Source organism: Helicobacter ganmani, assembly GCF_003364315.1.
In the GTDB taxonomy this organism is placed as follows: Bacteria; Campylobacterota; Campylobacteria; order Campylobacterales; family Helicobacteraceae; genus Helicobacter_D; species Helicobacter_D ganmani.
The window spans coordinates 32,911-53,548 of sequence record NZ_NXLS01000002.1; the positions used below are offsets into that span (position 1 = coordinate 32,911).

Annotated in this window: 21 protein-coding genes and 1 pseudogene; 9 read left to right on the plus strand and 13 right to left on the minus strand. The window is 36.6% G+C overall.

Features of this window, described 5'->3' with window-relative positions; translation table 11 throughout:
* Nucleotides 1-69: 69 nt before the first annotated feature.
* The 3 genes from CQA43_RS02075 to grpE form a co-directional block, all read right to left on the minus strand.
* Nucleotides 70-294: a DUF2972 domain-containing protein gene (locus CQA43_RS02075; protein ID WP_115550969.1), complete on the minus strand. Its 225-nt coding sequence runs from the start codon at nucleotides 292-294 to the stop codon at nucleotides 70-72.
* A 350-nt stretch (nucleotides 295-644) separates the two neighbouring features.
* Nucleotides 645-2,516: a molecular chaperone DnaK gene (dnaK, locus tag CQA43_RS02080; protein WP_115550970.1), complete on the minus strand. Its 1,872-nt coding sequence runs from the start codon at nucleotides 2,514-2,516 to the stop codon at nucleotides 645-647.
* A gap of 37 nt (nucleotides 2,517-2,553) precedes the next feature.
* Nucleotides 2,554-3,108: a nucleotide exchange factor GrpE gene (grpE, locus tag CQA43_RS02085; protein WP_115550971.1), complete on the minus strand. Its 555-nt coding sequence runs from the start codon at nucleotides 3,106-3,108 to the stop codon at nucleotides 2,554-2,556.
* 306 nt (nucleotides 3,109-3,414) lie between these two features.
* Between grpE and pgp3 the strand changes: the two genes are divergently transcribed.
* Entirely contained in the window at nucleotides 3,415-4,269 is an 855-nt protein-coding gene (gene pgp3 / locus CQA43_RS02090) for a peptidoglycan metallopeptidase Pgp3 (protein ID WP_245944194.1), read from the plus strand.
* Between the two features lie 11 nt (nucleotides 4,270-4,280).
* A complete protein-coding gene (locus CQA43_RS02095; RefSeq protein ID WP_115550972.1) occupies nucleotides 4,281-4,895 on the plus strand; it encodes a class II aldolase and adducin N-terminal domain-containing protein in 615 nt (204 codons plus the stop codon).
* Between the two features lie 62 nt (nucleotides 4,896-4,957).
* Here CQA43_RS02095 and CQA43_RS09385 read toward each other — a convergent pair.
* Nucleotides 4,958-5,323, minus strand: a pseudogene (locus CQA43_RS09385) (sugar transferase); the annotation flags it as partial.
* A gap of 123 nt (nucleotides 5,324-5,446) precedes the next feature.
* Nucleotides 5,447-5,545 (minus strand): DUF1919 domain-containing protein, encoded by a 99-nt coding sequence (locus CQA43_RS10010; protein WP_115550974.1) that lies wholly within the window; start codon nucleotides 5,543-5,545, stop codon nucleotides 5,447-5,449.
* A gap of 332 nt (nucleotides 5,546-5,877) precedes the next feature.
* On the opposite strand from CQA43_RS10010, the gene CQA43_RS02110 reads away from it, so the two are divergent.
* Nucleotides 5,878-6,348 (plus strand): type II secretion system protein, encoded by a 471-nt coding sequence (locus CQA43_RS02110; RefSeq protein WP_115550975.1) that lies wholly within the window; start codon nucleotides 5,878-5,880, stop codon nucleotides 6,346-6,348.
* Nucleotides 6,348-6,734: a prepilin-type N-terminal cleavage/methylation domain-containing protein gene (locus CQA43_RS02115; RefSeq protein ID WP_115550976.1), complete on the plus strand. Its 387-nt coding sequence runs from the start codon at nucleotides 6,348-6,350 to the stop codon at nucleotides 6,732-6,734. Before CQA43_RS02110 ends, CQA43_RS02115 begins: the two co-directional genes overlap by 1 nt.
* An 11-nt stretch (nucleotides 6,735-6,745) precedes the next feature.
* Here the strand turns inward: CQA43_RS02115 and CQA43_RS02120 are convergent, their stop codons facing one another.
* From CQA43_RS02120 to CQA43_RS02130, 3 genes are read right to left on the minus strand one after another with little or no spacing between them, the layout of a single operon-like run.
* Nucleotides 6,746-7,327, minus strand: a complete 582-nt coding sequence (locus CQA43_RS02120) for a UbiX family flavin prenyltransferase (protein ID WP_115550977.1) — start codon at nucleotides 7,325-7,327, stop codon at nucleotides 6,746-6,748.
* Entirely contained in the window at nucleotides 7,324-8,232 is a 909-nt protein-coding gene (flgA, locus tag CQA43_RS02125; protein ID WP_115550978.1) for a flagellar basal body P-ring formation chaperone FlgA, read from the minus strand. The genes CQA43_RS02120 and flgA overlap by 4 nt, the downstream gene beginning before the upstream one ends.
* Nucleotides 8,223-10,364, minus strand: a complete 2,142-nt coding sequence (locus CQA43_RS02130; RefSeq protein ID WP_115550979.1) for a heavy metal translocating P-type ATPase — start codon at nucleotides 10,362-10,364, stop codon at nucleotides 8,223-8,225. Before CQA43_RS02130 ends, flgA begins: the two co-directional genes overlap by 10 nt.
* 114 nt (nucleotides 10,365-10,478) lie before the next feature.
* Between CQA43_RS02130 and CQA43_RS02135 the strand changes: the two genes are divergently transcribed.
* Genes CQA43_RS02135 through CQA43_RS02145 form a run of 3 tightly spaced genes read left to right on the plus strand, consistent with a single transcriptional unit; the run spans nucleotide 10,479 to nucleotide 12,863 of the window.
* Nucleotides 10,479-11,504, plus strand: a complete 1,026-nt coding sequence (locus tag CQA43_RS02135) for a ribonucleotide-diphosphate reductase subunit beta (RefSeq protein ID WP_115550980.1) — start codon at nucleotides 10,479-10,481, stop codon at nucleotides 11,502-11,504.
* Entirely contained in the window at nucleotides 11,494-12,237 is a 744-nt protein-coding gene (locus tag CQA43_RS02140) for a carbon-nitrogen hydrolase family protein (protein ID WP_181881604.1), read from the plus strand. Before CQA43_RS02135 ends, CQA43_RS02140 begins: the two co-directional genes overlap by 11 nt.
* A complete protein-coding gene (locus tag CQA43_RS02145; protein WP_115550982.1) occupies nucleotides 12,225-12,863 on the plus strand; it encodes a protein-L-isoaspartate(D-aspartate) O-methyltransferase in 639 nt (212 codons plus the stop codon). Before CQA43_RS02140 ends, CQA43_RS02145 begins: the two co-directional genes overlap by 13 nt.
* 20 nt (nucleotides 12,864-12,883) lie before the next feature.
* On the opposite strand, the gene CQA43_RS02150 is transcribed toward CQA43_RS02145, so the two are convergent.
* The 4 genes from CQA43_RS02150 to CQA43_RS02165 are packed head-to-tail and all read right to left on the minus strand — an operon-like array spanning nucleotide 12,884 to nucleotide 16,220.
* Complete coding sequence (locus CQA43_RS02150; RefSeq protein ID WP_181881596.1) at nucleotides 12,884-13,828, minus strand: Ppx/GppA phosphatase family protein; 945 nt, start codon at nucleotides 13,826-13,828, stop codon at nucleotides 12,884-12,886.
* The gene (locus tag CQA43_RS02155) at nucleotides 13,819-15,168 is read right to left on the minus strand and encodes a histidine kinase dimerization/phospho-acceptor domain-containing protein (protein ID WP_181881597.1); all 1,350 of its coding nucleotides are present in this window, start codon (nucleotides 15,166-15,168) and stop codon (nucleotides 13,819-13,821) included. The genes CQA43_RS02150 and CQA43_RS02155 overlap by 10 nt, the downstream gene beginning before the upstream one ends.
* Nucleotides 15,169-15,197: 29 nt before the next feature.
* The gene (locus CQA43_RS02160; protein WP_115550984.1) at nucleotides 15,198-15,866 is read right to left on the minus strand and encodes a response regulator transcription factor; all 669 of its coding nucleotides are present in this window, start codon (nucleotides 15,864-15,866) and stop codon (nucleotides 15,198-15,200) included.
* Entirely contained in the window at nucleotides 15,867-16,220 is a 354-nt protein-coding gene (locus CQA43_RS02165) for a hypothetical protein (RefSeq protein ID WP_115550985.1), read from the minus strand. It lies immediately after the preceding gene.
* Nucleotides 16,221-16,380: 160 nt separating this feature from the next.
* Here CQA43_RS02165 and CQA43_RS02170 point away from each other — a divergent pair, with 160 nt between their 5' ends.
* Nucleotides 16,381-17,382 carry a TerC/Alx family metal homeostasis membrane protein gene (locus tag CQA43_RS02170; RefSeq protein WP_115550986.1) on the plus strand — a complete coding sequence of 334 codons (1,002 nt, stop codon included), beginning with the start codon at nucleotides 16,381-16,383 and terminating at the stop codon, nucleotides 17,380-17,382.
* 10 nt (nucleotides 17,383-17,392) lie between these two features.
* Here the strand turns inward: CQA43_RS02170 and CQA43_RS02175 are convergent, their stop codons facing one another.
* Complete coding sequence (locus CQA43_RS02175) at nucleotides 17,393-19,198, minus strand: Na/Pi cotransporter family protein (protein WP_407918771.1); 1,806 nt, start codon at nucleotides 19,196-19,198, stop codon at nucleotides 17,393-17,395.
* Nucleotides 19,199-19,391: 193 nt separating this feature from the next.
* On the opposite strand from CQA43_RS02175, the gene CQA43_RS02180 reads away from it, so the two are divergent.
* Nucleotides 19,392-20,606 (plus strand): NAD(P)/FAD-dependent oxidoreductase, encoded by a 1,215-nt coding sequence (locus CQA43_RS02180; protein WP_115550988.1) that lies wholly within the window; start codon nucleotides 19,392-19,394, stop codon nucleotides 20,604-20,606.
* Nucleotides 20,607-20,638 lie beyond the last annotated feature (32 nt).

Sequence of the window (20,638 nt, forward strand, 5' to 3'; positions counted from 1 at the left end):
GTTCGTTGGTAGATTTCAGAATCTAATCTTAATTTATCCAAATCCTCTTAAGAAATAAGTATTAGCACCTTAATCAAGCGTATATCCCAACATTTCTAAACTAATATCTATTTTATCCCTTGCAGCAAGCTTACTAGTAATATAAATTTTAATTCTCTGTCTTGTTGATTTTGCGTTAGAAATCTCATCTGCACACAACACCAATGGCAACAATGCATACAAATCACTATTTTTTGTCAATAAAAATTCTTTGTCTTCTAGCTTTGATTCTGGGACATTAAAGATTCTATAAATCGAATTTAGGTAGAGATTCTAAAAAACTCTTTTAAAGTAGTATTTAGCTTTTGATAAAATTCAGAGAGTTTGCTTGTGGGTCAAGAGAGAAAGTAAATCGGGAATTTAAAGAGGATTTTGTTAAACCAAATAGAGATATGCCCCACACTTGTTATCACAGAGCCTTTAGAAAAAATAAGTTGATATTATAGCGAAGTTATTCAATTTTACAACAAAATTTCACATTTAAGGTTTTATATTTTAGATTGCTTCGCTACGCTCGCAATGACGAGAGGACAGAATCGCAGGCGTGCAGGATTATGGATTTGCAAATGGAATCTCTAAGATGAGATTCCACCCCTATAAGATTCCTATTCCACTTCTGCGTCAATCACATCATCGTCTTTTTTATTTTGCGCACCGCCTTGCGCATTTTCGTCTTTTTTATACATTGCTTCTGCAAGTTTATGGCTTGCCTCTGTCAAGGCTTTGACTTTTGCCTCAATTTCTTCTTTTGTTGCATTCTCATTTTTAAGTGTTTCTTGCAAAGCAGTAATTGCTGCTTGGATTCTCTCTGCTTCACTTGCATCAATCTTATCTTTCATCTCATCTAGGCTTTTTTGGCTTTGATATACGAGGCTATCGGCTTGATTGCGCACTTCAATGATTTCTTTTTTCTTTTTATCCTCTTCTTTATTCAACTCTGCGTCTTTAACCATTTTTTCAATTTCAGAATCGGATAATCCGCTAGAACCTGTGATTTTAATCTCTTGTTCCTTACCTGTTGCTTTATCTTTTGCACTCACGGTTAAGATTCCGTTTGCGTCAATGTCAAAAGTAACTTCAATTTGTGGCACGCCACGAGGAGCAGCTGGGATTCCACTTAGCTCAAAATTTCCCAACATTTTATTATCGCGTGCTAATTCACGCTCGCCTTGTAAAACTTGAATCGTAACTGCGGGTTGATTGTCCTCTGCGGTGGAGAAAACTTGATTTTTCTTTGTTGGAATCGTTGTCCCGCGCTCAATAATTCTTGTCATTACGCCACCCAATGTTTCAATTCCCAAACTCAAAGGCGTAACATCAAGCAACAAGACATCTTTCACATCACCTTTAAGCACGCCTCCTTGAATTGCCGCACCCATTGAAACAACTTCGTCAGGATTGACGGATTTATTCAATTCTTTTCCAATGAAGTCTTTCACTCTCTCTTGAACTTTTGGGATTCTAGTAGAACCACCCACCATTACGACTTCATTGATTTCACTTTTGCTCAAATCCGCATCTTTAATAACATTGGCAATTTTGTCAATTGTTTGATTAATGTATTGCTCAATAAGGCTTTCAAACTTCGCACGTGTGAGTTTTTTTACCAAGTGTTTTGGACCGCTAGAATCCGCAGTAATAAAAGGTAAGTTAATTTCTGTTTCTTGTGCGCTACTTAGCTCTTTTTTCGCATTTTCAGCTGCTTCTTTTAGTCTTTGCAATGCCATTACATCACTTTTTAAATTGATTCCATTTTCGCTTTCAAACTCTGCTGCTGCCCAATCAATCACCGCATTATCAAAATCATCTCCACCTAAGAATGCGTCCCCACCTGTTGCCTTTACCTCTACGACATTATCACCTGTTTCAAGCACGGTTACATCAAATGTCCCACCGCCCAAATCATAAACAACAATGTTTTCGGAATGCTTTTTATCCAAACCATACGCTAACGCCGCACTTGTTGGCTCATTAATAATTCTTAAAACATTCAATCCCGCAATCGTTCCTGCTTCTTTTGTCGCTTTTCTTTGTGCGTCATTAAAATACGCTGGAACGGTGATAACAGCCTCTGTAACTTCCTCGCCCAAATAGCTTTCTGCGTCTGCTTTTAATTTCATTAAAATTTTTGCTGAAATTTCTTGTGGAGTATAAACCTTCCCCGCAATCTCAATCGCACACGCACCATTTCTATCTACTACTTTATAAGGAAGTCTTTTTTTTGCTTCTTGCGCCTTGTCCTCATTAAACATTAATCCCATAATTCTTTTAATAGAATAAATAGTTTTTTCTGGATTTGTGATTGCCTGACGCTTTGCAGGGTCTCCAACTAAAACCTCACCTTTATCTGTAAATGCAACAATAGAAGGTGTTGTGTTTTTACCCTCTTTGTTCGCGATAATTTTTGCCTCATTGCCTTCAAATACCGCCATTGCAGAGTTTGTTGTTCCTAAATCAATTCCTAATACTTTTCCCATTTTTTATCCTTTGATTTTAAATTTATTTTACGTTTTTCTACTTGGCAATACTTACCATAGAGGGACGCAAAACCCTTTCTTTATATTTATAACCTTTTTGCATTTCTGCAACAATCTCGCCCGAATCGTGCGCATCGCTTTGCACTTGCATAATTGCGTCGTGGAAATTCGGGTCAAACCCACCTTCTGTCAAGATAGGCTCAATCCCGTGTTTTGCCAATGTTTTTAACAAATTATCCAAAGTCAGCGCAATGCCCTCCTCTATTTTTCTCAAAATTTCCTCTTGATTTTCGCTATTTTCTTTGGAATCACGGATTGTTTTTAATGCAATTTCAAGAGTATCAAGACTTGGAAGCAAATCTTTAGCGATTTTTTCATACGCATATTCTAAGGCTTGGTCTTTATCGCGAATCAAACGTTTTTTGGTATTTTCAAAATCTGCGTAAGCACGCACATATTGCTCTTTTAACTCGTTAATTTGCGATTGTAATGCTTCTTTAGAATCCGCATCATTTGCCACCACTTCCTCTTGGGATTCGTCATGTTCTTGCGAATCGTCAAAAGTTTGATTTTCATTTTGCTCTTCTTGCACTTTCGCTCCTTAAATTTGATTTTTGAATATTTAAAATTGAATTTTAGCAATTATTCTTTCAAATTTCAAGCGAAATTATATAACTTTAGTCTATTATTGTCAAGTTAAATTAACAAAATAAACTAAACTTTCTTAAAATTTTATACGCAATTATAGAATTTTTTAAGATATGCAAGATTAAGGATTTGTCCTTGCAAGATTCTATATTTATGGATTGCTTCGCTCACAAGGGCAAGGATTAATATGATTTTTAAGCAAAACTCTGTTATCCTATAAGTCTTTTAAATTTTATAAGGAGAATCCTAAATGAGAGTTTCCAATATGCCGACTAATACAATATTCCAAAAATTATTAGTTCTGTTTTTTTTTGTTTTTGGCACACAATTTTTTGCGCAAGATTCCATTGCCACTCCCTCAACCTTTCAAGTAGAAAATGGTAAGACAATTATTCTATCTACCACAGCGACGAATCCAAAACCTATCAAAATCAACCAAAAAACTTATACTTGGATTCCACACCCTAGCGATAAATCCCAAAAAATAGCGATTCTGTCTATCCCTTATCGCACACCCGCCTCTACAATTACATTAGAAAATGGTTCTATTGTCCAAATTATTGCGGGAAACTACACCAAAGAGCAAATCCAAGCAAGCCCCAACAAAGTCAAACCCAATCCCAAAAATCAAGAAAGAATCCAAAAAGAACGTGAAGAAGCAAACAAAATTTACAGCAATTACAGCCAAGAAAGACTTTGGAATTCTGCTTTTATCTATCCTATGCAAAGCGTCATTACAAGCCCTTTTGGAAGTGCGCGCGTCTTCAACAATGAACTCAAAAGTTACCATAGCGGCACAGACTTTAGAGCAAAAATTGGCACAGAAATCTATGCAAGCAATCGTGGCAAAGTTGTCATTGCCAAACATCGCTTTCTAGCAGGTGGTTCTGTGGTTTTAGACCACGGGGAGGGAATCTTTAGTATGTATTATCATTGCAGTGAAATCAAAGTAGAAGTAGGACAGATTGTAGAAAAAGGAGATTTAATTGCATTAAGTGGAGCAACAGGACGCGTAAGCGGGCCACATTTGCATTTTGGGATTCTCATTCGTGGAGCGCAAGTGGATCCTCTAGACTTTATTGCGCAAGCCAATGCACTCTTTTAAAGGAAAAACAAATGGATATGCTAGACAAAAAGATTTTACAGAATCTCAAAACAATCTCCCTTTCTATGTTTCGTAAAAATTTCTTTGGAATCTTTCACGGCTCAATCTCTACGAAACTAGAAGAGGGACATTTTCTAATTAATAAAAAAGATGCGATTTTTGATGATTTAGATGAAGAATCCCTAATTATGCTTTATCACAAAAGGGATTACCGCTGGAATGACGCGAGTATGGACGCTTTTATTCATTCTCTCCTCTATCAAAACATTCCCAATGCAAAATACATTGCCTACGGAATGCCCCCTTTTACCGTTTCTTATACTCTAACGCACAATAAAATCGTTCCCAAAGACTATTTTGGCTACAAAATGCTTGACACATTAGAGGTTTATAACCCCAAAGACTTTGATAGTTGGTATGAACGTGCCGATGTAGAAATCAATCGCTATTTTAAAGAAAGTGGCAAAAAAATTATGGTGATTCGTGGCTATGGAGTTTATGTTTATCATCGTGATTTACAGGTTTTATCTAAGCTTTTTGCTCTTTTAGAAAATACTTGCAAAATCTTGCATTTTAGCAGCTTACTTGAGGGAAGCAAACAAACACAAGACTTGTTTGATATTTAAAGATTTGTTTGCAATTTGTGGCAATCCATACTCTTGCATAAAGTAAAATCTCTTATGGAATCTCATTTTCTTTTCTCCTTAAACTCTTTTCTTAGTCTTGGCACATCAAGAAAATAGAATCTTAAATAACCCCCTTTAATCCAACCCTTATCTGCTTACATTAAAGCAAGTCCTAATTTATAAGTAAAGCATTCTTTTTCTTTTAAAGCTTGTTTGTAATCTGTATAGGCTTCTAAAGGAGGAAGTTTTAAGCTAGGATTCTTTGCAACTCTTGCTTCATAATCTGCAATTTCTTTTCTATGTGTTTCTTTGATAAAACTAAGAACATAAGGCATTCGTATATATCCCCATAAACTTTTAGAGTTTAGAATCATTGCAGAACCTAGTTTGTAGGCGAGGTGGGAGTGGATTCTATGGACTGCTGCGTTGAAGTTTGTAATAAAGTGAATGCTGGATTGACTTTTAGTTGCTTTATTTTGATGATACCAAGACAAAAAATCAAAAATCTCATAATATTTAATATTTCTAGTATTTTTAGATAGATGTTGATACTAATTGAATCCTTTTTTACGTTGCAACCATTTCTCTTTTGCTAAACTAAAACTCTTGTAATGCTGCAAAAATAATATTATATCTCCCAATAGAGCCACAGGAAAGTTTTAAGACAAAATTTTATAAAATCCATTGACACCATTTATAAATTAATGGTAGGGCTTTGGTATTGAGTGTTATAATCCCTAATATATAAAAGTTCCTATACAATTATTTGTTATCAAAAAACAATTCATTTATTTATCCCTCCAAAAATCTTAAACAAAATAAAATTTCTTATGTCTAGCAAAAAAATAAAACTTTACCCTATTAATTATAGGGGGGAAATTAATCAAATTTTTCACAACCCTTTACAAACCGCTCAAAAACAGCTACAATGCAGGCTTTAACAAAAATCTAAGAAGATTTCGCACTTGATAAGGAAAGAGGTATGCAGAGCAAAAAAGCTTTTACCATGCTAGAGCTTGTATTTATTTTGGTGATTTTAGGCATTTTGGCTGCTGTTGCGATTCCAAAAATTTCTGCAAGCCGTGATGACGCGAAGCTTGTCGCCCTCAAAAGCGATATTAACACGCTCAAGACTTCCTTTCCTGCTTATTTCCTTGCACAAGGAGAAGGGACTTTTATTAGCGCGGTTACGCTTAGTAGCGCAAATTGGAATCTCAACGACTATACAATCACAAGCAAACTACAAGACAAGAATGGCAATCCTTGTGTTAGTGCGACCTTGTTAGATTCCAATCACTCCACCGCAAGCACACCAAAATCCGTGCAATTTTTGCAACTTTCTACGCAAGCAAGCGGAAATTCTCAAGGCGACACTTGCGAAAAACTTATTGAAAGCATTCATCTTGTGCGAGAGCTTAAGATTCCATTACTTAGCAGCTCTATCGTATTTTAATGACATCAAAACACAAATCTGCCTTTACTTTATTGGAATTGGTGCTTGTGCTATCTCTACTTGGCATTCTACTTAGCTTTGGGATTCCACAATTTAGCCATTACACCCAAAACGCTTGTATCAAAAAATTGCAGCTCCAAGTCTTGAATCTCAAACTAACCCTTAAAGCACAAAAACAACAAAATCTTGCGACAGATTGGAATGCACTCTATCAAAACCTTGATTTGAAACCCAGCACGTGTTATTTTGAAAAGCAAAAAAATGGCTTTATCGCAAATGACAATGGGCGCAAGGCATATTTTGTGTTAAAAAATCTCATTTTAGAATGCCAACACACTAAAAGTGCGCGACTGCATAATGGCGAATCTCTCTGCGATATATTTTAAAAGCGATTAATTTAGCCCCAACGAGCGTAATCAAAAGGCAATGAGAGACTATCGCACCATTTACCAATGAGAAATCTTTCCATTTCCTCTAAGCTTTTTCCTGCATAATATCCAAAAATCGGCGGAGCAATTCGCACACCAATCCTAGAGAGATTCAGCATATTTTCTAACACAATCGGACTAAAAGGCATTTCGCGAGGAGCAAGAAGTAATTTGCGATTCTCCTTTATCATCACATTTGCCGCACGCGTTAGAAGCGTATCGCAAATCCCACAAGCAATTTTTGCCAAAGTATTTTGAGAACACGGAATCACTGCCATTGCCTCACAAATAAACGAACCACTCGCAATTTTTGCACCCAAATCCGTATCTTCTAGTAAAACAAGATTTGGAATCTCCTGCAAGGATTCTATCCAATCCCACTTAGCTTGAGGGATTGTGGAATCTTTTCGGGAATTTTCTGCCTGCAATGTATATCTTGCACCTTGTGTGAGGACGCAGTATTTTTCTAACTCTTTTGGCAAACACTGCAAGAATCTCAAACCAAGCTCCACCCCGCTTGCACCGCTAACTCCAACGATTATACGCTTCATAATAATCTCCCCCTTCCCTCTTCTATGATTTCTACCTCATAGGTTTTTTTGCCTTGCAATGCACGCGCCTTAATCGTATCCCCCACCGCGCCATCTTTTTGCGCTTCTAACACAAATTCTAGCAACACGCCCTCCTCACTGACGCTCACCGCAATTTTATCGCCTTTTTTCACGACACGCTTAAGGATTAAGCGGTCTTGTGTAACAATCACATCTTTGGGCGTGTAAGAACGCACGGCAACTTTTCCCATTTCATTTTCTTTCATCAATATGCTACTTACACGTTCAAAAGGAATCCGAATAAGGCGTGCGTTATTGTAGCCAATACTCTGACGACCGCTGATAGTTTCACTCGTCTGCACGACCTGCAAAGTTGCGTCAATAGCATACTTAAAATAAACCTTACGATTCCTTAATTGTTCTCCATTCTTTTCTTGCACCACGACATCAAAGCTTCCCTCGCGTTTTTTAAGTAATTTAGAGTGAAAATCAATGGACAAAATCGCATCTTCTTTAAAATCCACAGGCGTAATTTGCTCTAAATGCACAGCATTTACCTGAATCTTATAGGGCTGATATTCGCGCAAAAACTCAGCTAAAATATACTTCCTAATCCCCTCAATCTCGCCCCTTATGGCACGCTTAAAGGTAATAATTGGGGATTTTGCACCCACAGAGATTCCCTCATTTGCAAATTTTTCTGTCATTTGAGAACTTTTGATTTGGTAACTATTAGAATTTTTAGGAATGCTAAAGAGCAAAAAATTGCTTTGCAAATCCGGAAATAAATCTCTAGCATAGATGGAATTTTCTTTAAACTGATATTCTTCTTCCAATACCAAATAAGAAAGTGCATATAACGCATTTGAGACAATCAAAAATAAAATTCCAAATATTAAACGCAATTTTCCAACCTTAAACGCGAGATTCTTAGCGCATTGCTTACAACGCTCAAAGAGCTAAACGCCATAGCCGCTCCAGCAAAAGCGGGTTGCAATACGATTCCAAAATGCGGATAAAGTACACCTGCTGCAATAGGAATCAGCACAATATTATACACATAGGCGAAAAACAAATTTTCACGAATGTTTTTCAAAGTCGCATTGGCAATATCAAACACTTCCACGATTCCCCATAAATTTTCTTTCAACAACAAAACATCGCCCACTTCTTGTGCCAATTCTGTGGCTTGCGCAAAGGAGATTCCAAAGCTTGCACTTTTAAGTGCAAGTGCGTCATTAATCCCATCTCCGACGAAACAAACCGCGCCCTTTTGTGCGAGTTCCACAATCACATTTGCCTTTTCTTCAGGATTGACACCCGCAAAAAATTTTGAGATTCCAAGCGTTTGAGCAATTTTTGCAACACTTGCTTCATTGTCTCCACTTAAAATCACAGATTCTATTCCGCGTAATCTTAAAGCCTTAATCGTGGCTTTTGCATTTTCCTTAATGGAATCTTGCAAATAAAACAAAGCTAAAATCTCCTTTGAATCCCCAAGTGCAATACAATTTTCACGAGGAAAATCTCGTAATGTTGTTTTGCATAAGGATTCTACCCATTCTAATGAGCCCAAAGAATAAGACATTCCTTCAAAAACCGCCTGCACCCCTTTGCCAATCTCATAGGTTTTAGATTCCAAAGGAATTGGGGTAGAATCTTTGGCAAAATCCAAAATTGCCCGCGCAATAGGGTGAGGATTATTCTTTTGCATTGCGCAAGCAAGGCTAGAAACAAAATCATAAGAGAGAGTTTGAGATAAAATCTTGCAATCACAAATCACAATCTCTCCCTTGGTGAGTGTGCCTGTTTTGTCAAACACAATCGTTTTTACTTGTTTTGCCTTTTCATAAATATCTGGCGTTTTAATCAAAATCTCTGCTTTTTTTGCACGCATACTTGCACAAACAATCGCCAAAGGCACAGCGAGCCCAAGTGCGCAAGGACAAGAGATAACAAGCACGCAAGCGGCAATAGATAGTGCGAAAGCAAGATTACTCGTCCAAAAATACCAAAAAACAAAGCAAATAAGACTAAGAATCACGATACTTGGCACAAAAATGCTAGCAATTCTGTCTGCAAGTGCGCCAATAGGAGGCTTTTGCGCTTGTGAAAGCTCTAGTAAATCCAACATTTCATAAACAAAAAATTCATTAGAATCCTTGCTTGCTTCAATCACAATTTCGCCATTTAAAACTAAACTCCCGCCAATTACCTCCGCGCCTGCACCCAATGTTTTTGGTAACTCTTCGCCATTAATATGCGCACTGCTCACTTCTGCCTCCCCAGAGACTACTATGCCATCTAATGGAATCTTCTCACCACCTATAACCAAACATTGATTGCCCTTTTGAATCTTATCTATTGCAATCCATTGTGTCTGCTGCGATTCGTTTAGCAACCTTGCTTGCGTAGGCAAAAGTTTAGAGAGAATCTCTAGCTCATCACTTGCTTTTTTCTTTGCGCTTGATTTTAAGTATTCGCCCACCAACACAAAACAAATTACTGCACTACTGCCCTCAAAATAAAATCCACTCTCGCCACTTGCAAAAAGATACAGCGAATAAAGATAAGCCACGCTTGTGCCAAGTGCGATGAGGACATTCATATCTGCCGATTTTGTTTTAAAAAAGCTTTTTGCCCCTTGATAAAAAGGCAATCCGCAATAAAACTGCACAATGCTTGCTAGAATTAGCTGAACAACTCCGTTCCAATCAGTGTGGAATCCACCCATATGCAGAGAAAAAATCACCGCAAACAAGGGGATTGCTACCCATAATCTCCGCTTTAACCCCTTAATATAAGCGATTTCTTGCTCTTTAGAATCATCTAGGTTCGCAGGAAATCCATAAGAAGTAATTTGTTCAGTAATTTGCGTTTCTGAAATTTGCGTTTCATCATACGCAATTTTTGCCTTTCCGCTGATAGAATTAATCTTGATGTTTTTAATACTCGGAATCTTTTGTAAATTTTTCTCAATCGTAGAAGAACAGGCACTACAATGCATTCCACTGATATTTAATTTAATCATTTTCATACTTTGCCTTTATCATTTCTTTATATATAATTGATAAGTTTTAAAGCTTTAAAATTCTATAATTTCTACTTTTATTTTACACTTAAATATTTTATGTTTTCTTAAGGTAATTTTATGATTAATCGCAAAAAAATCTATAATCCAAACTCCCAAGAAAGCGTGAATGAGCGCAAAATCTTTGGGGGTAATCCTACAAGCATTTTTGAACTGAATAAAATTAAATACCAATGGGCTTATAATCTTTGGAAAGTAATGCTTGCAAACTCTTGGTTTCCTGAAGAAGTCAATATGACACAAGATAAACGCGATTATGCTGATGGCTTAACTCCAGAAGAAAAAATCGGTTACGATAGAGCCTTAGCGCAACTTATTTTTATGGATTCTTTGCAGACAAATAACCTCATTGATAATGTGAATCCCTATATCACAAGCCCAGAAATCAATCTCATCTTAGTGCGTCAAGCTTTTGAAGAAGCCTTACATTCCCAAAGTTACGCCGTAATGGTAGAATCCATTTCGGCAAATACTGATGAAATCTATGAAATGTGGCGCACAGATATGCAGCTAAGAAACAAAAATGACTACATTGCAAATGTGTATGAGGAACTAGCACTCAATCCCACAGAATCCACACTTCTAAAGGCAATGTTTGCCAATCAAATCCTAGAGGGAATCTATTTTTATAGTGGATTTGCTTTTTTTTATACACTTGCAAGAAGTGGAAAAATGCTAGGAAGCGCGCAAATGATTCGCTTTATCCAACGCGATGAAGTAACGCATTTATTGCTATTCCAAAACCTCATCAATTCCTTAAAAAAAGAAATGCCACATCTTTTTACTAAAGACTTGATTGAAGAAGTGATTGAAATGTTTAGAGAGGCGGTGAAAGTAGAATCTGCTTGGGGAGATTATATTACACAAGGACAGATTCTAGGACTTACAAGCGAGATTATCCACGAATATATTCGCTATCTTGCCGATGATAGATTAAAGCGCGTGGGTTTGCCTCCGCTTTATAACGCTAAACACCCTATTAAATGGGTGGATTCTTTTAGTTCATTCAATGAACAAAAAACAAATTTCTTTGAGGGAAATGTAACAAATTACGCAAAAGGGAGTATAAATTTTGATGATTTCTAAGCCACTTTACACTTTACAACTTAAAACAAAGCAAAACTTTGAAGACAATTTGACACATTTAAAGAATCTCATTTTAGACTGCGAAAGCGATTCTATTATTTTAGCACCCGAGGTTTGCTTGACAAATTTTTGCTATCAGAGAATGGACGAGGCAGCCGAGTTTGCCAAAGTCGCCACAGAATCACTCTTGCGTCTTTGTAGTGATAGAGTCATCGTAATTACGATGATTGAAAAATACCGCAATGGATTCTATAATAACTTAAAAGTCTTTTACAAAGGTGAATTACTTCACAAACAAAGCAAACACAAGCTTTTTCCTCTAGGCAATGAGCATTTACATTTCCAAAGTGGGGATATAGCAGAAATTGCACCTTTTGAGATTGATGGAATCATATGTGGCGCAATCAACTGCTTTGAATTACGTTTCATTGAGCTTTGGCAACTTCTCAAAGGTTGTGATTTGATTTTTGTTCCCGCACAATGGGGAAAAGAGCGCAAAGACAATTTTGAAACCCTCTCCAAAGCTTTAGCAATCACTACGCAAAGCTTCGTAATGGCTAGCAGCGGTGCAAACGACACTTGTGCTAAAGGAAGTGCAATTATCTCTCCTTTTGGCTATGCAACCAAAGACGACGAGCAAGAAGTGATTTCTTTGCGCGCAAATTTTAACGAAATCACACAAGCACGCAAATTTATTGATATTGGACTTAGCAAAACCCCATGCAATCCTTAAAAACCGCAAATATGGTGCTTGAAATCTCTAAGAGATTCCGCCTTAGCCCATCTGTTGAAAAAGCATTTTTAAGCATTAATCGTGAAATTTTCGTTCCCAATGGTTTTGCACACCTTGCTTACACTCTTGATGCTCTTCCTATGGGAGCTAGTCAATGGATTAGCTCTCCACTCACAGTTGCAAAAATGACAGAATATTTACAATGTGATGGTGCGGATTCTGTGCTAGAAATCGGCTGTGGAAGTGGGTATCAAGCAGCCATTTTAAGCAAGCTTATTCGTCGTGTATTCAGCATTGAAAGGATTGAAAAATTACTTTTAGAGGCAAGGACGCGCATCAAATTATGTGAGATTGCAAATATCAATACCAAGCTAGACGATGGGCAAAAGGGCTGGAGTGCTTACGCGCCTTATGATAGGATTTTGTTTTCTGCTTCTATTAGAGAGATTCCTCAAAGTCTTATCACGCAGTTAAGTGAAGGTGGAATCCTCATCGCACCATTAGAAATAGATAATACGCAAGTCATCACGCGATTCATTAAACGCAATGGAATCTTAAGCGAAAGGCAAGAACTAGAGCATTGTATTTTTGTTCCTGTGCTCAATGGGCTAGATAAAGAATCCTAAGGATTTGAGTTTATAATTTTTCAATCCAAAAGCCCAAGCGTATGCGCTATCACAGCACCTTCACGCAAACCCTCATCAACTACTAAACACTCTTGGAATCCTAAAGCCTCCATAAAGCAAGTAAATAGAGCGATTCCAAAAGGCACAACATCAGCTTTATACATTCCAACAAGACCGACTTGCGATTCTTGAGAAAGTGCTAAAAATTTCGCCAATTCCACAGAAAAGTCCTCTCTTGTTAATTCTGTGCCAAAAATTACTCTTGCATTATATTCTATAAGCCCCAACTTAAAAGCACATACCATTGTAGGAGTACCACTATTTGCCATCATAAAACGCGCTTTTCTCCCCTTTTGACAACATTCTTGCATAAACGAAAGAATCGGTTTCAAAAACTCCTCTCTTTGTGCCAACAATTTTTCCACACTCCCGTAACGTTCCTTTGCACTCACAATTCCAATGTCAAAACTTCTTGCTAGATTCCCATTCTCTCCACAAAGTACAAACTCACTACTCGCTCCTCCCATATCTACAAGCAAAAAACAATCTTGCTTGTATTTTGGATTCTCTCTTGCGATTCTTTGCACAGCAATTTTTGGAGCAAGAGAAGTAATTTGCGCCTCTTGTTCTCCTGAAATCACACGAAATTGAATCTGTGTACGCTCCCAAATCTCTTGCAAAATCCTTTCACGATTGCGCGCTTTACGCATTGCTTGCGTCGTTAGCGCAACCACTTCTTGCTGTGGGGTAATATCTAATGCACACTTCATTTCAAGCAAACCTTGAATGATTCTTTCTTTTGCCGCTTCACAAATTTCTCCGCTATCCTCTAGCCCCTCTGCTGTGCGCACCGTCGTATCATATTCTTGAAGGACTGCAAATTCCTTTTGAAATTCTTTCTCGCAAACTTGCATTCTTACTCCACGCAAAGAATTGCTACCCAAATCAATTCCTATTATTTCCATAATTTTACTCCTTTTGGAAACATCACTTTAAAATAATGTTTTCCTATTTTGGCTATTTCTTTTTCTTGTGGTTGAGATTCTGTGATTTCATAGACATACCCAAATCCCAAATGGTGCAACTCCAAAATACCTTTTAAAATCCCTAAACCTAGCCCATAGCCTTGAATCAACGTATGTGAATCCTCACGTGAAAAAGGTTCAAAGTAATAAGAAATTGAATGTTTCAATGGCGCACCAAAATTACAAATATTGATTGCAAAAAATTCATCTACTCCTGATGGCAAGCCCCAAGTCGTGTCCTCATTAAGCCTTTTTTCCAATCCTGTTTGGACAATAATTTTCCCACTGCTTTTATATTTCTTTGCATTTTCAATTAAATTTTTTAATGCAATAGACAAAAACTGCAAATCTCCATAGATTTTAAAATTTTCTTTAATTTCAATCTCCAATTCCTCTTCTTCAATAAATAAATGTGTCAAAGTCTCCAAAATCAATGTTTCTGCATCAAATGCACTCCACACAAGTAAATCTCCACCCTCTTGGATTTTTTCAAAGGTTAGAATCTGACTTGTTAAATTATCCAAATTACTTACGCACCTTGTTACAAGTTCTTTTTGGGGATTGTCTGGCATCATTTCCAAAGCAAGTTTTGCTTTAGAGATTGGCGTTTTTAGCTCGTGTCCAATATTCCTTAACACAAACTCTCGCGCAATCATTAATTTAGAAATTTTCTCACTCATTGCATTAAAACTCCAAGCCAATTCCGCTTGTTGTGGCTCTTTTGGCACAGGAATCTTAATCTTATAATTTCCCTTAGTAAAATCCTGCAATGCGCTTTGCAAAACTTTTAGCGGATGGAGAAGCGCCAAAATAATCGCAAAAGTGAGAAGCTGTATCAAAAAGTCTAAAAGAATCCAAATATTCAAGCCACTATCCGCGGACAATGCGTTTTTATAGTCTTTCAACGCAACAAAGGTCATTTCCAAATATTCCAAATGAAAACCATAATGGCTTTGGAGTTTAAAAATTTTAATCTTGGCAAAAGAATCTTGACTTTCCAATAATACGACTGCACTCTCTGGAATCTGACGCACGATTTTGTAATCATTATTTTGCACAATCTCTCGCAACTGCGCAGTATTACCGCCAATAAATTCTATTAAAGATTGTTGAGCTAAAAAAGTTGTTTGAGAAAGAATCGCCCCCTCATTATTTTTTAAATTGTTCATATTTGTGAAATACACAATTGCACCCGTGGCGCAAAGAGAAATAATAAATAAAAGATAAATTTGAACAAAAAGTGGTGGAATAAGATTTGGGATTCTTAATTTACCTTTCATTTAATCCTATTGCTCCATTTATTTAGAACTTAATCGCAAAATTTATAACCAATTCCCCAAATGGATTGGATATATTTAGGGGTTTTTGCGTCATCTCCTAGCTTTACGCGCAAATTCCTAATGTGTGTATCAATGCTTCGCAAAGAGGAATCCGGAGCAATACTAGAAATCGCTTGCATTAAAGACTCTCGCGAATAAGGCTTCCCTCTGTGTGCAATCAGTAAGTTTAGAATTTCAAATTCTGCAGGCGTAAGCTCCACATTGTAACCCTCAACATTTACCTTGCGTCTATCCACATCTATTTCTAAATCTCCATATTTTATGCTTTTGTTTTGAGAACAACGTTTCAATAATGCATTGATGCGTGCAACAAGCTCAATGGGCTCATAAGACTTTGCCAAATAATCATCTGCTCCTCGCTCAAATCCTAGAATCTTACTGCTAATATCCGCTCGTGCAGAGGACATAATAATAGGAATATCGCTAATTTTTCTCATTTTTTGACACAACTCTAAGCCGTCCATTTCAGGTAGCATAATATCTAACACTGCAAGATGGAATCCACCTTTACTTTTTATCCATTCTAGCGCAGTATTAGGACTATCTGTCGCCATAACTTCCATACCACTTTGGCGCAAATAATCCACCAATAGTTTCTGCATCTCCAAATCATCTTCTACGATTAAAATCTTATACATTTACCACTCCCAAATCTTTTCCAAAAGCTTATCCATAGTCTCTGTATCTAAAATCTCTGCAACTGCAACATAAAAAGCAATCCTTGCTTTAATGTATTCTTCCTCCACTTCTTTAAAAGATTTCTCGTATTGCTTTAAATCCACTTTTACGCCACTTTTTAAATCTAGCAATAAGCGATTCCGAATGCGAGAATTATTCTTCTGGTAGGCTCGTTTCTCGGCATAAAATTCTGCCATTGCACTTTTCAACATTTCTTGTGCTTTTGGAGTCAAACTTAAAGATTTTAAAGCATTTTCAACATCATTACTCCATAATTGAGCGCAAAAAATTAAACAACAAAACAAAATCCGCATAAATATCCTAAAAAAGTTAAAGTATAAAATTATAAAAGCGTCATAATAAAGCTACACTTAAAAACTAGATTGTCCTTGCAAATACATTTACCAAATATTTATTTTTGTAATTTAAAATATTGTAGCGGTTTTTTAACAAAAATTTCTTTTAGGATATTCAATGGATTATTTAGGATTCCCCCTACATACAATTGCTGTCTTTACAATCTTTGTCATTATTGCACTTTGTATTGATTTTCTAGGACACAAAGACAAAACTACGAACTTGAAATCTGCTAGTATTTGGTCTATTTTTTGGGTTTTTATCTCTATTCTTTTTGGTTTATTTGTGTATTATGAACACGGCAAAGAAATGGCTTCTTTATTTTTCGCAGGCTATATCTTAGAAAAATCCTTATCTGTGGATAATCTTTTTGTCATCATGGCTATCTTTTCTTGGTTTAAGATTCCCCAAGAATATAGACACAGAGTATTATATTTTGGAATTATTGGAGCAATCACCTTCCGCCTCATCTTTGTTGCAATCGGGAGTAGCCTGTTTTTACTTGCTTCGTGGGTGCAGCTTGTCTTTGGCGCAATTATTCTTTGGACTGCATTTGCAATGCTTGGAAAGAGTAATAATAATGAAGAAATAGAGGATTATTCCAACCATTTGGCTTATAAACTTGTTTATAAATATTTTTCAGTTTTTCCAAAAATTGTTGGACATCATTTTTTTATTAGCAGAAAAACACTTGCACTTAAGCTGCAAGAGAATCCAAACATCAAATTTTCAGACAAAGGCTCCATCATCGCAACACCCCTCTTATTATGCTTATGTGTGATAGAAGTGAGTGATATAATGTTTGCCTTTGATAGTGTTCCAGCTGTGATTGCAATCTCACAAGAGCCGTTAATTATTTATTCCGCAATGATTTTTGCTATACTTGGCTTGAGGGCATTATATTTTGTGCTTGAAGCATTGAAGCAATACTTAATCTATTTAGAAAAAGCTGTGATTGTCTTGCTCTTTTTCATTGCCATTAAAATCCTATGCAATGCCTTGTATCATATGTTTGGCGTAGGATTTGAGATTCCTCCTCTTGTGAGCTTGTATGTCATTGCGTTTATTTTGTCGGCAGGAATTACCCTTAGTATTTTATTTTCAAAAACTAGAGAATAGGCGAGATTCCCTAGTTTTGTTCTGTTTCTGACTCTTCAGCAGTCTCTAACCATTCTTCTTTGGTAAAAATGACTTCCACTGCTTCCATTAAACTCATCGCAATATCTGCAATAAAAGAGCTATCATTCAGGATTGAAGTTGCATTCGTTGCGCTGATTTTCTCTTCTGCAATGAGATTCTCTACATCTTTCATAATATTTCTGTCAAATTCTTTTGGCATATCTTTCGTTGCTCTAATTTGCTTCAAAATCACATAAGCACTTTCGTCTTTCATTAATTTCAATTCCTCAATACTGCGCAAAAGCTCTCCTAAATCCTTGCGCATTGCATTGTATTGTCCTGCAAGATAAGGATTAGATGAAACGGAATAAACTTTCATATTTGCTTGAATGAGCTTTAAGTTTTTAGTGGCTTCTGCAATATTGCGTATCGCAAGCTTAAAGGAATAAATGCGTTGGTTTTTATCTTCGTCCTCTACATATCTTTGTGCTTTGGTAGAAAACTCCATAATTGCGTCAAATAAGACTTTGATTTTTCTTTTATAAAGGTAATCCAAATCCACATTTCCGCTAAACCATTTTTTTGTTTTTACAATCGTATCAAAGCTTTCTTTGCCGCGAATATCGCTGCGGTTGAAGCCAATCGTGTGCGCAATCATCGCATAAGCATTATTGTATAAGTGCATAGATTCTTTTTGCAAGGCGTCAATGGCGGTATCAGGGTATTCTATGAGGTTTTCATCCAAATACAAAGGAGCGTCCATTTCTCTATCCCGTGGAGCTTTAATCGTTTTATCCAAGAAATATACGATTTGTCGGATAAACAAAGAAATAAAAATCACGCCCACAAGATTAAACAATGTATGAAAAAGCGCAGTTTTAAGGGCGACATTGTCCTCTGAAAGCCCCAAGAAACCCGCTGTAATATTCACTAAATTCACAAAATAAGGAAAAAATGCAATCACGATAATGGCAATACTAAAGTTAAAAATACAATTCGCAATCGCGAGCTTTTTTCCTTCAATATTTGCACTCAAACTCGCAATCACTGCTGTTACAACACCCCCAACACTTGTCCCAAGAGTAGCAGCTAGCGCGTTTTCAAATCCAATCTGCCCACTCACTAATGCAGAAATAATAATCGCCAAAGTTGCGTGGCTACTTTGCACAATCCCTGTCATCAAAGCACCAAGCCCAACAAAAATCACTACGCCCTTAAATCCATCAAAATTAAAACGTGAAAGGTCCATAATCTCCTTATAAGATTCAAAACCTCCCTTAATATAATCTACTCCTAAAAAGAAAAATCCAAGCCCTACAAAGATTAGCCCAATTCCTTTAAAAACTTTATCTTTTTGGAAGTTTAGTACCGTCCCACATACAATAAGTGGAATCGCAAAGATAGAAATATTAATACTTGTCAATCCAACAATCAGCCAAGAGCCCGCACTATTGCCTAAGTTTGCCCCAAAAATAATCCCAATTCCTTGCGCAAGAGTAATCAAGCTTGCAGAAAGAAAAGAGATGGAAATCACAGAAACAAGGGTTGAGGATTGCATTAGCATTGTAGTAGCTACACCAAACACAATACTTTTCAAGCGCGTATCCGTGGATTTTGTCAAAATCTTTTCTAAAAGTCCCCCGCTAAATGATTTGAATCCCGTGCTTAGATTCATCATACCAATCAGCAAAATTGCAACTCCGGCAAGAATTTGTGCGATTTCTGGAAATGCAACCAAAAAATACAGCATTAAGATAATAACAACAATTAAAGAATATCGTTTGAGATTCTGCAACTCTTTCTTCCTTTTTACAATAAAATTAAGCTGTTAATTATAACTAAAAGTTTGACTATTTCTATATTTTTGTTTTCAATATTATTCAGCTAAATCAATAAAAATTCAAAAACTTCATATTTTCCTTAAAAAATAAAATAATTTTTAACCTTTTAGCATTATATTAACAATAATATTTTAAGATAAATCTTTCAAGTCTAAAAAGGAGCGCGAAATGGGACAAGAAGCAAAAAGAATCTTGATAATTGGTGGGGGTTATGGTGGTTTAAAAGTGGCTTTGGGGCTTCAAAGAAAATATCAAGGAAATGCAAAAATTACTTTGATTAGCAAACACGACTATCACTATCAGACAACTTTGTTACATAAAGTAGCAATCGGAACATTAAGTGCAAGAAAAGCAAGAATTTACTATCGCAAGATTTTAAACCCACAAAAAGTAGAATTTATCAAGGATAAAATCACTCGTCTCTGTCCAACAGAAAATAAAGTCATTGGAAATGGCGGAGAATATCCTTATGATATTTTAGTCATTGGACTTGGCTTCAAGCCTGATAATTTTGGAATCGCGGGAGTAGATAAATATGCTTACAAGCTCTCCTCACTCAATGCCGCATTGAAATTAACAAAAAATATTGAAAATAAATTTAAAGAATTCGTGCATACAAAAAACCCAAAAGATTTGCAAATTATTGTGTGTGGCACAGGCTTTACAGGGATTGAATTTGCCGCTGAACTTGCGACACAATTAGAAGAGCTTTGCCTTATCTGCGGAATTGATAGACAAATTCCAAAGGTTACCTGTATCGGACGCTCACCGCATATCCTGCCTGTTTTTAATGAAAATCTTATCCAAACAGCAGAATCCAAACTCAAAGCACTTGGCGTAGAAATTCTATCAAGTGCAACCATTAAGGAGATTAAAGAGGGCAAAGTCATAGTAGAAAAAGAAGGGCAAAAGCAAGAAATCTATGGCAATACAATTATTTGGAGTGCGGGTGTCAAAGGTAGCGACATCGTAGAGAAATCCGAGATTCTAAACAAAAAAGGACGTATTAAAGTCAATCCCCAATTACAATGTGAGGAGTTTCCAAATATCTATGTCGTGGGAGATTGCGCTATCGCTACTGACAAAGATGCTATCCACGCCCCCACTGCACAACTCTCTGCGCAAATGGGAGACTATCTTGCAGAACTCCTCTGTGCAAAACTAGAAAACAAGCTTTTTGCACCTTCTTTTAAATTCAACCATCGTGGCACGGTTTGTTCTATCGGACATACCGATGGTGTGGGGATTGTTTATCACAAAAATGTCAAAGGTGAAATGGCAGCATTTATGAAAAATACGATTGAAAACAAATGGCTTTACAGCATAGGCGGAATGGATATGGTGCTCAAAAAAGGACAATTCCGCTACCGCACAAGCAACTAACCAATATAGAGTTGCGAGTAATTCTGTCATTG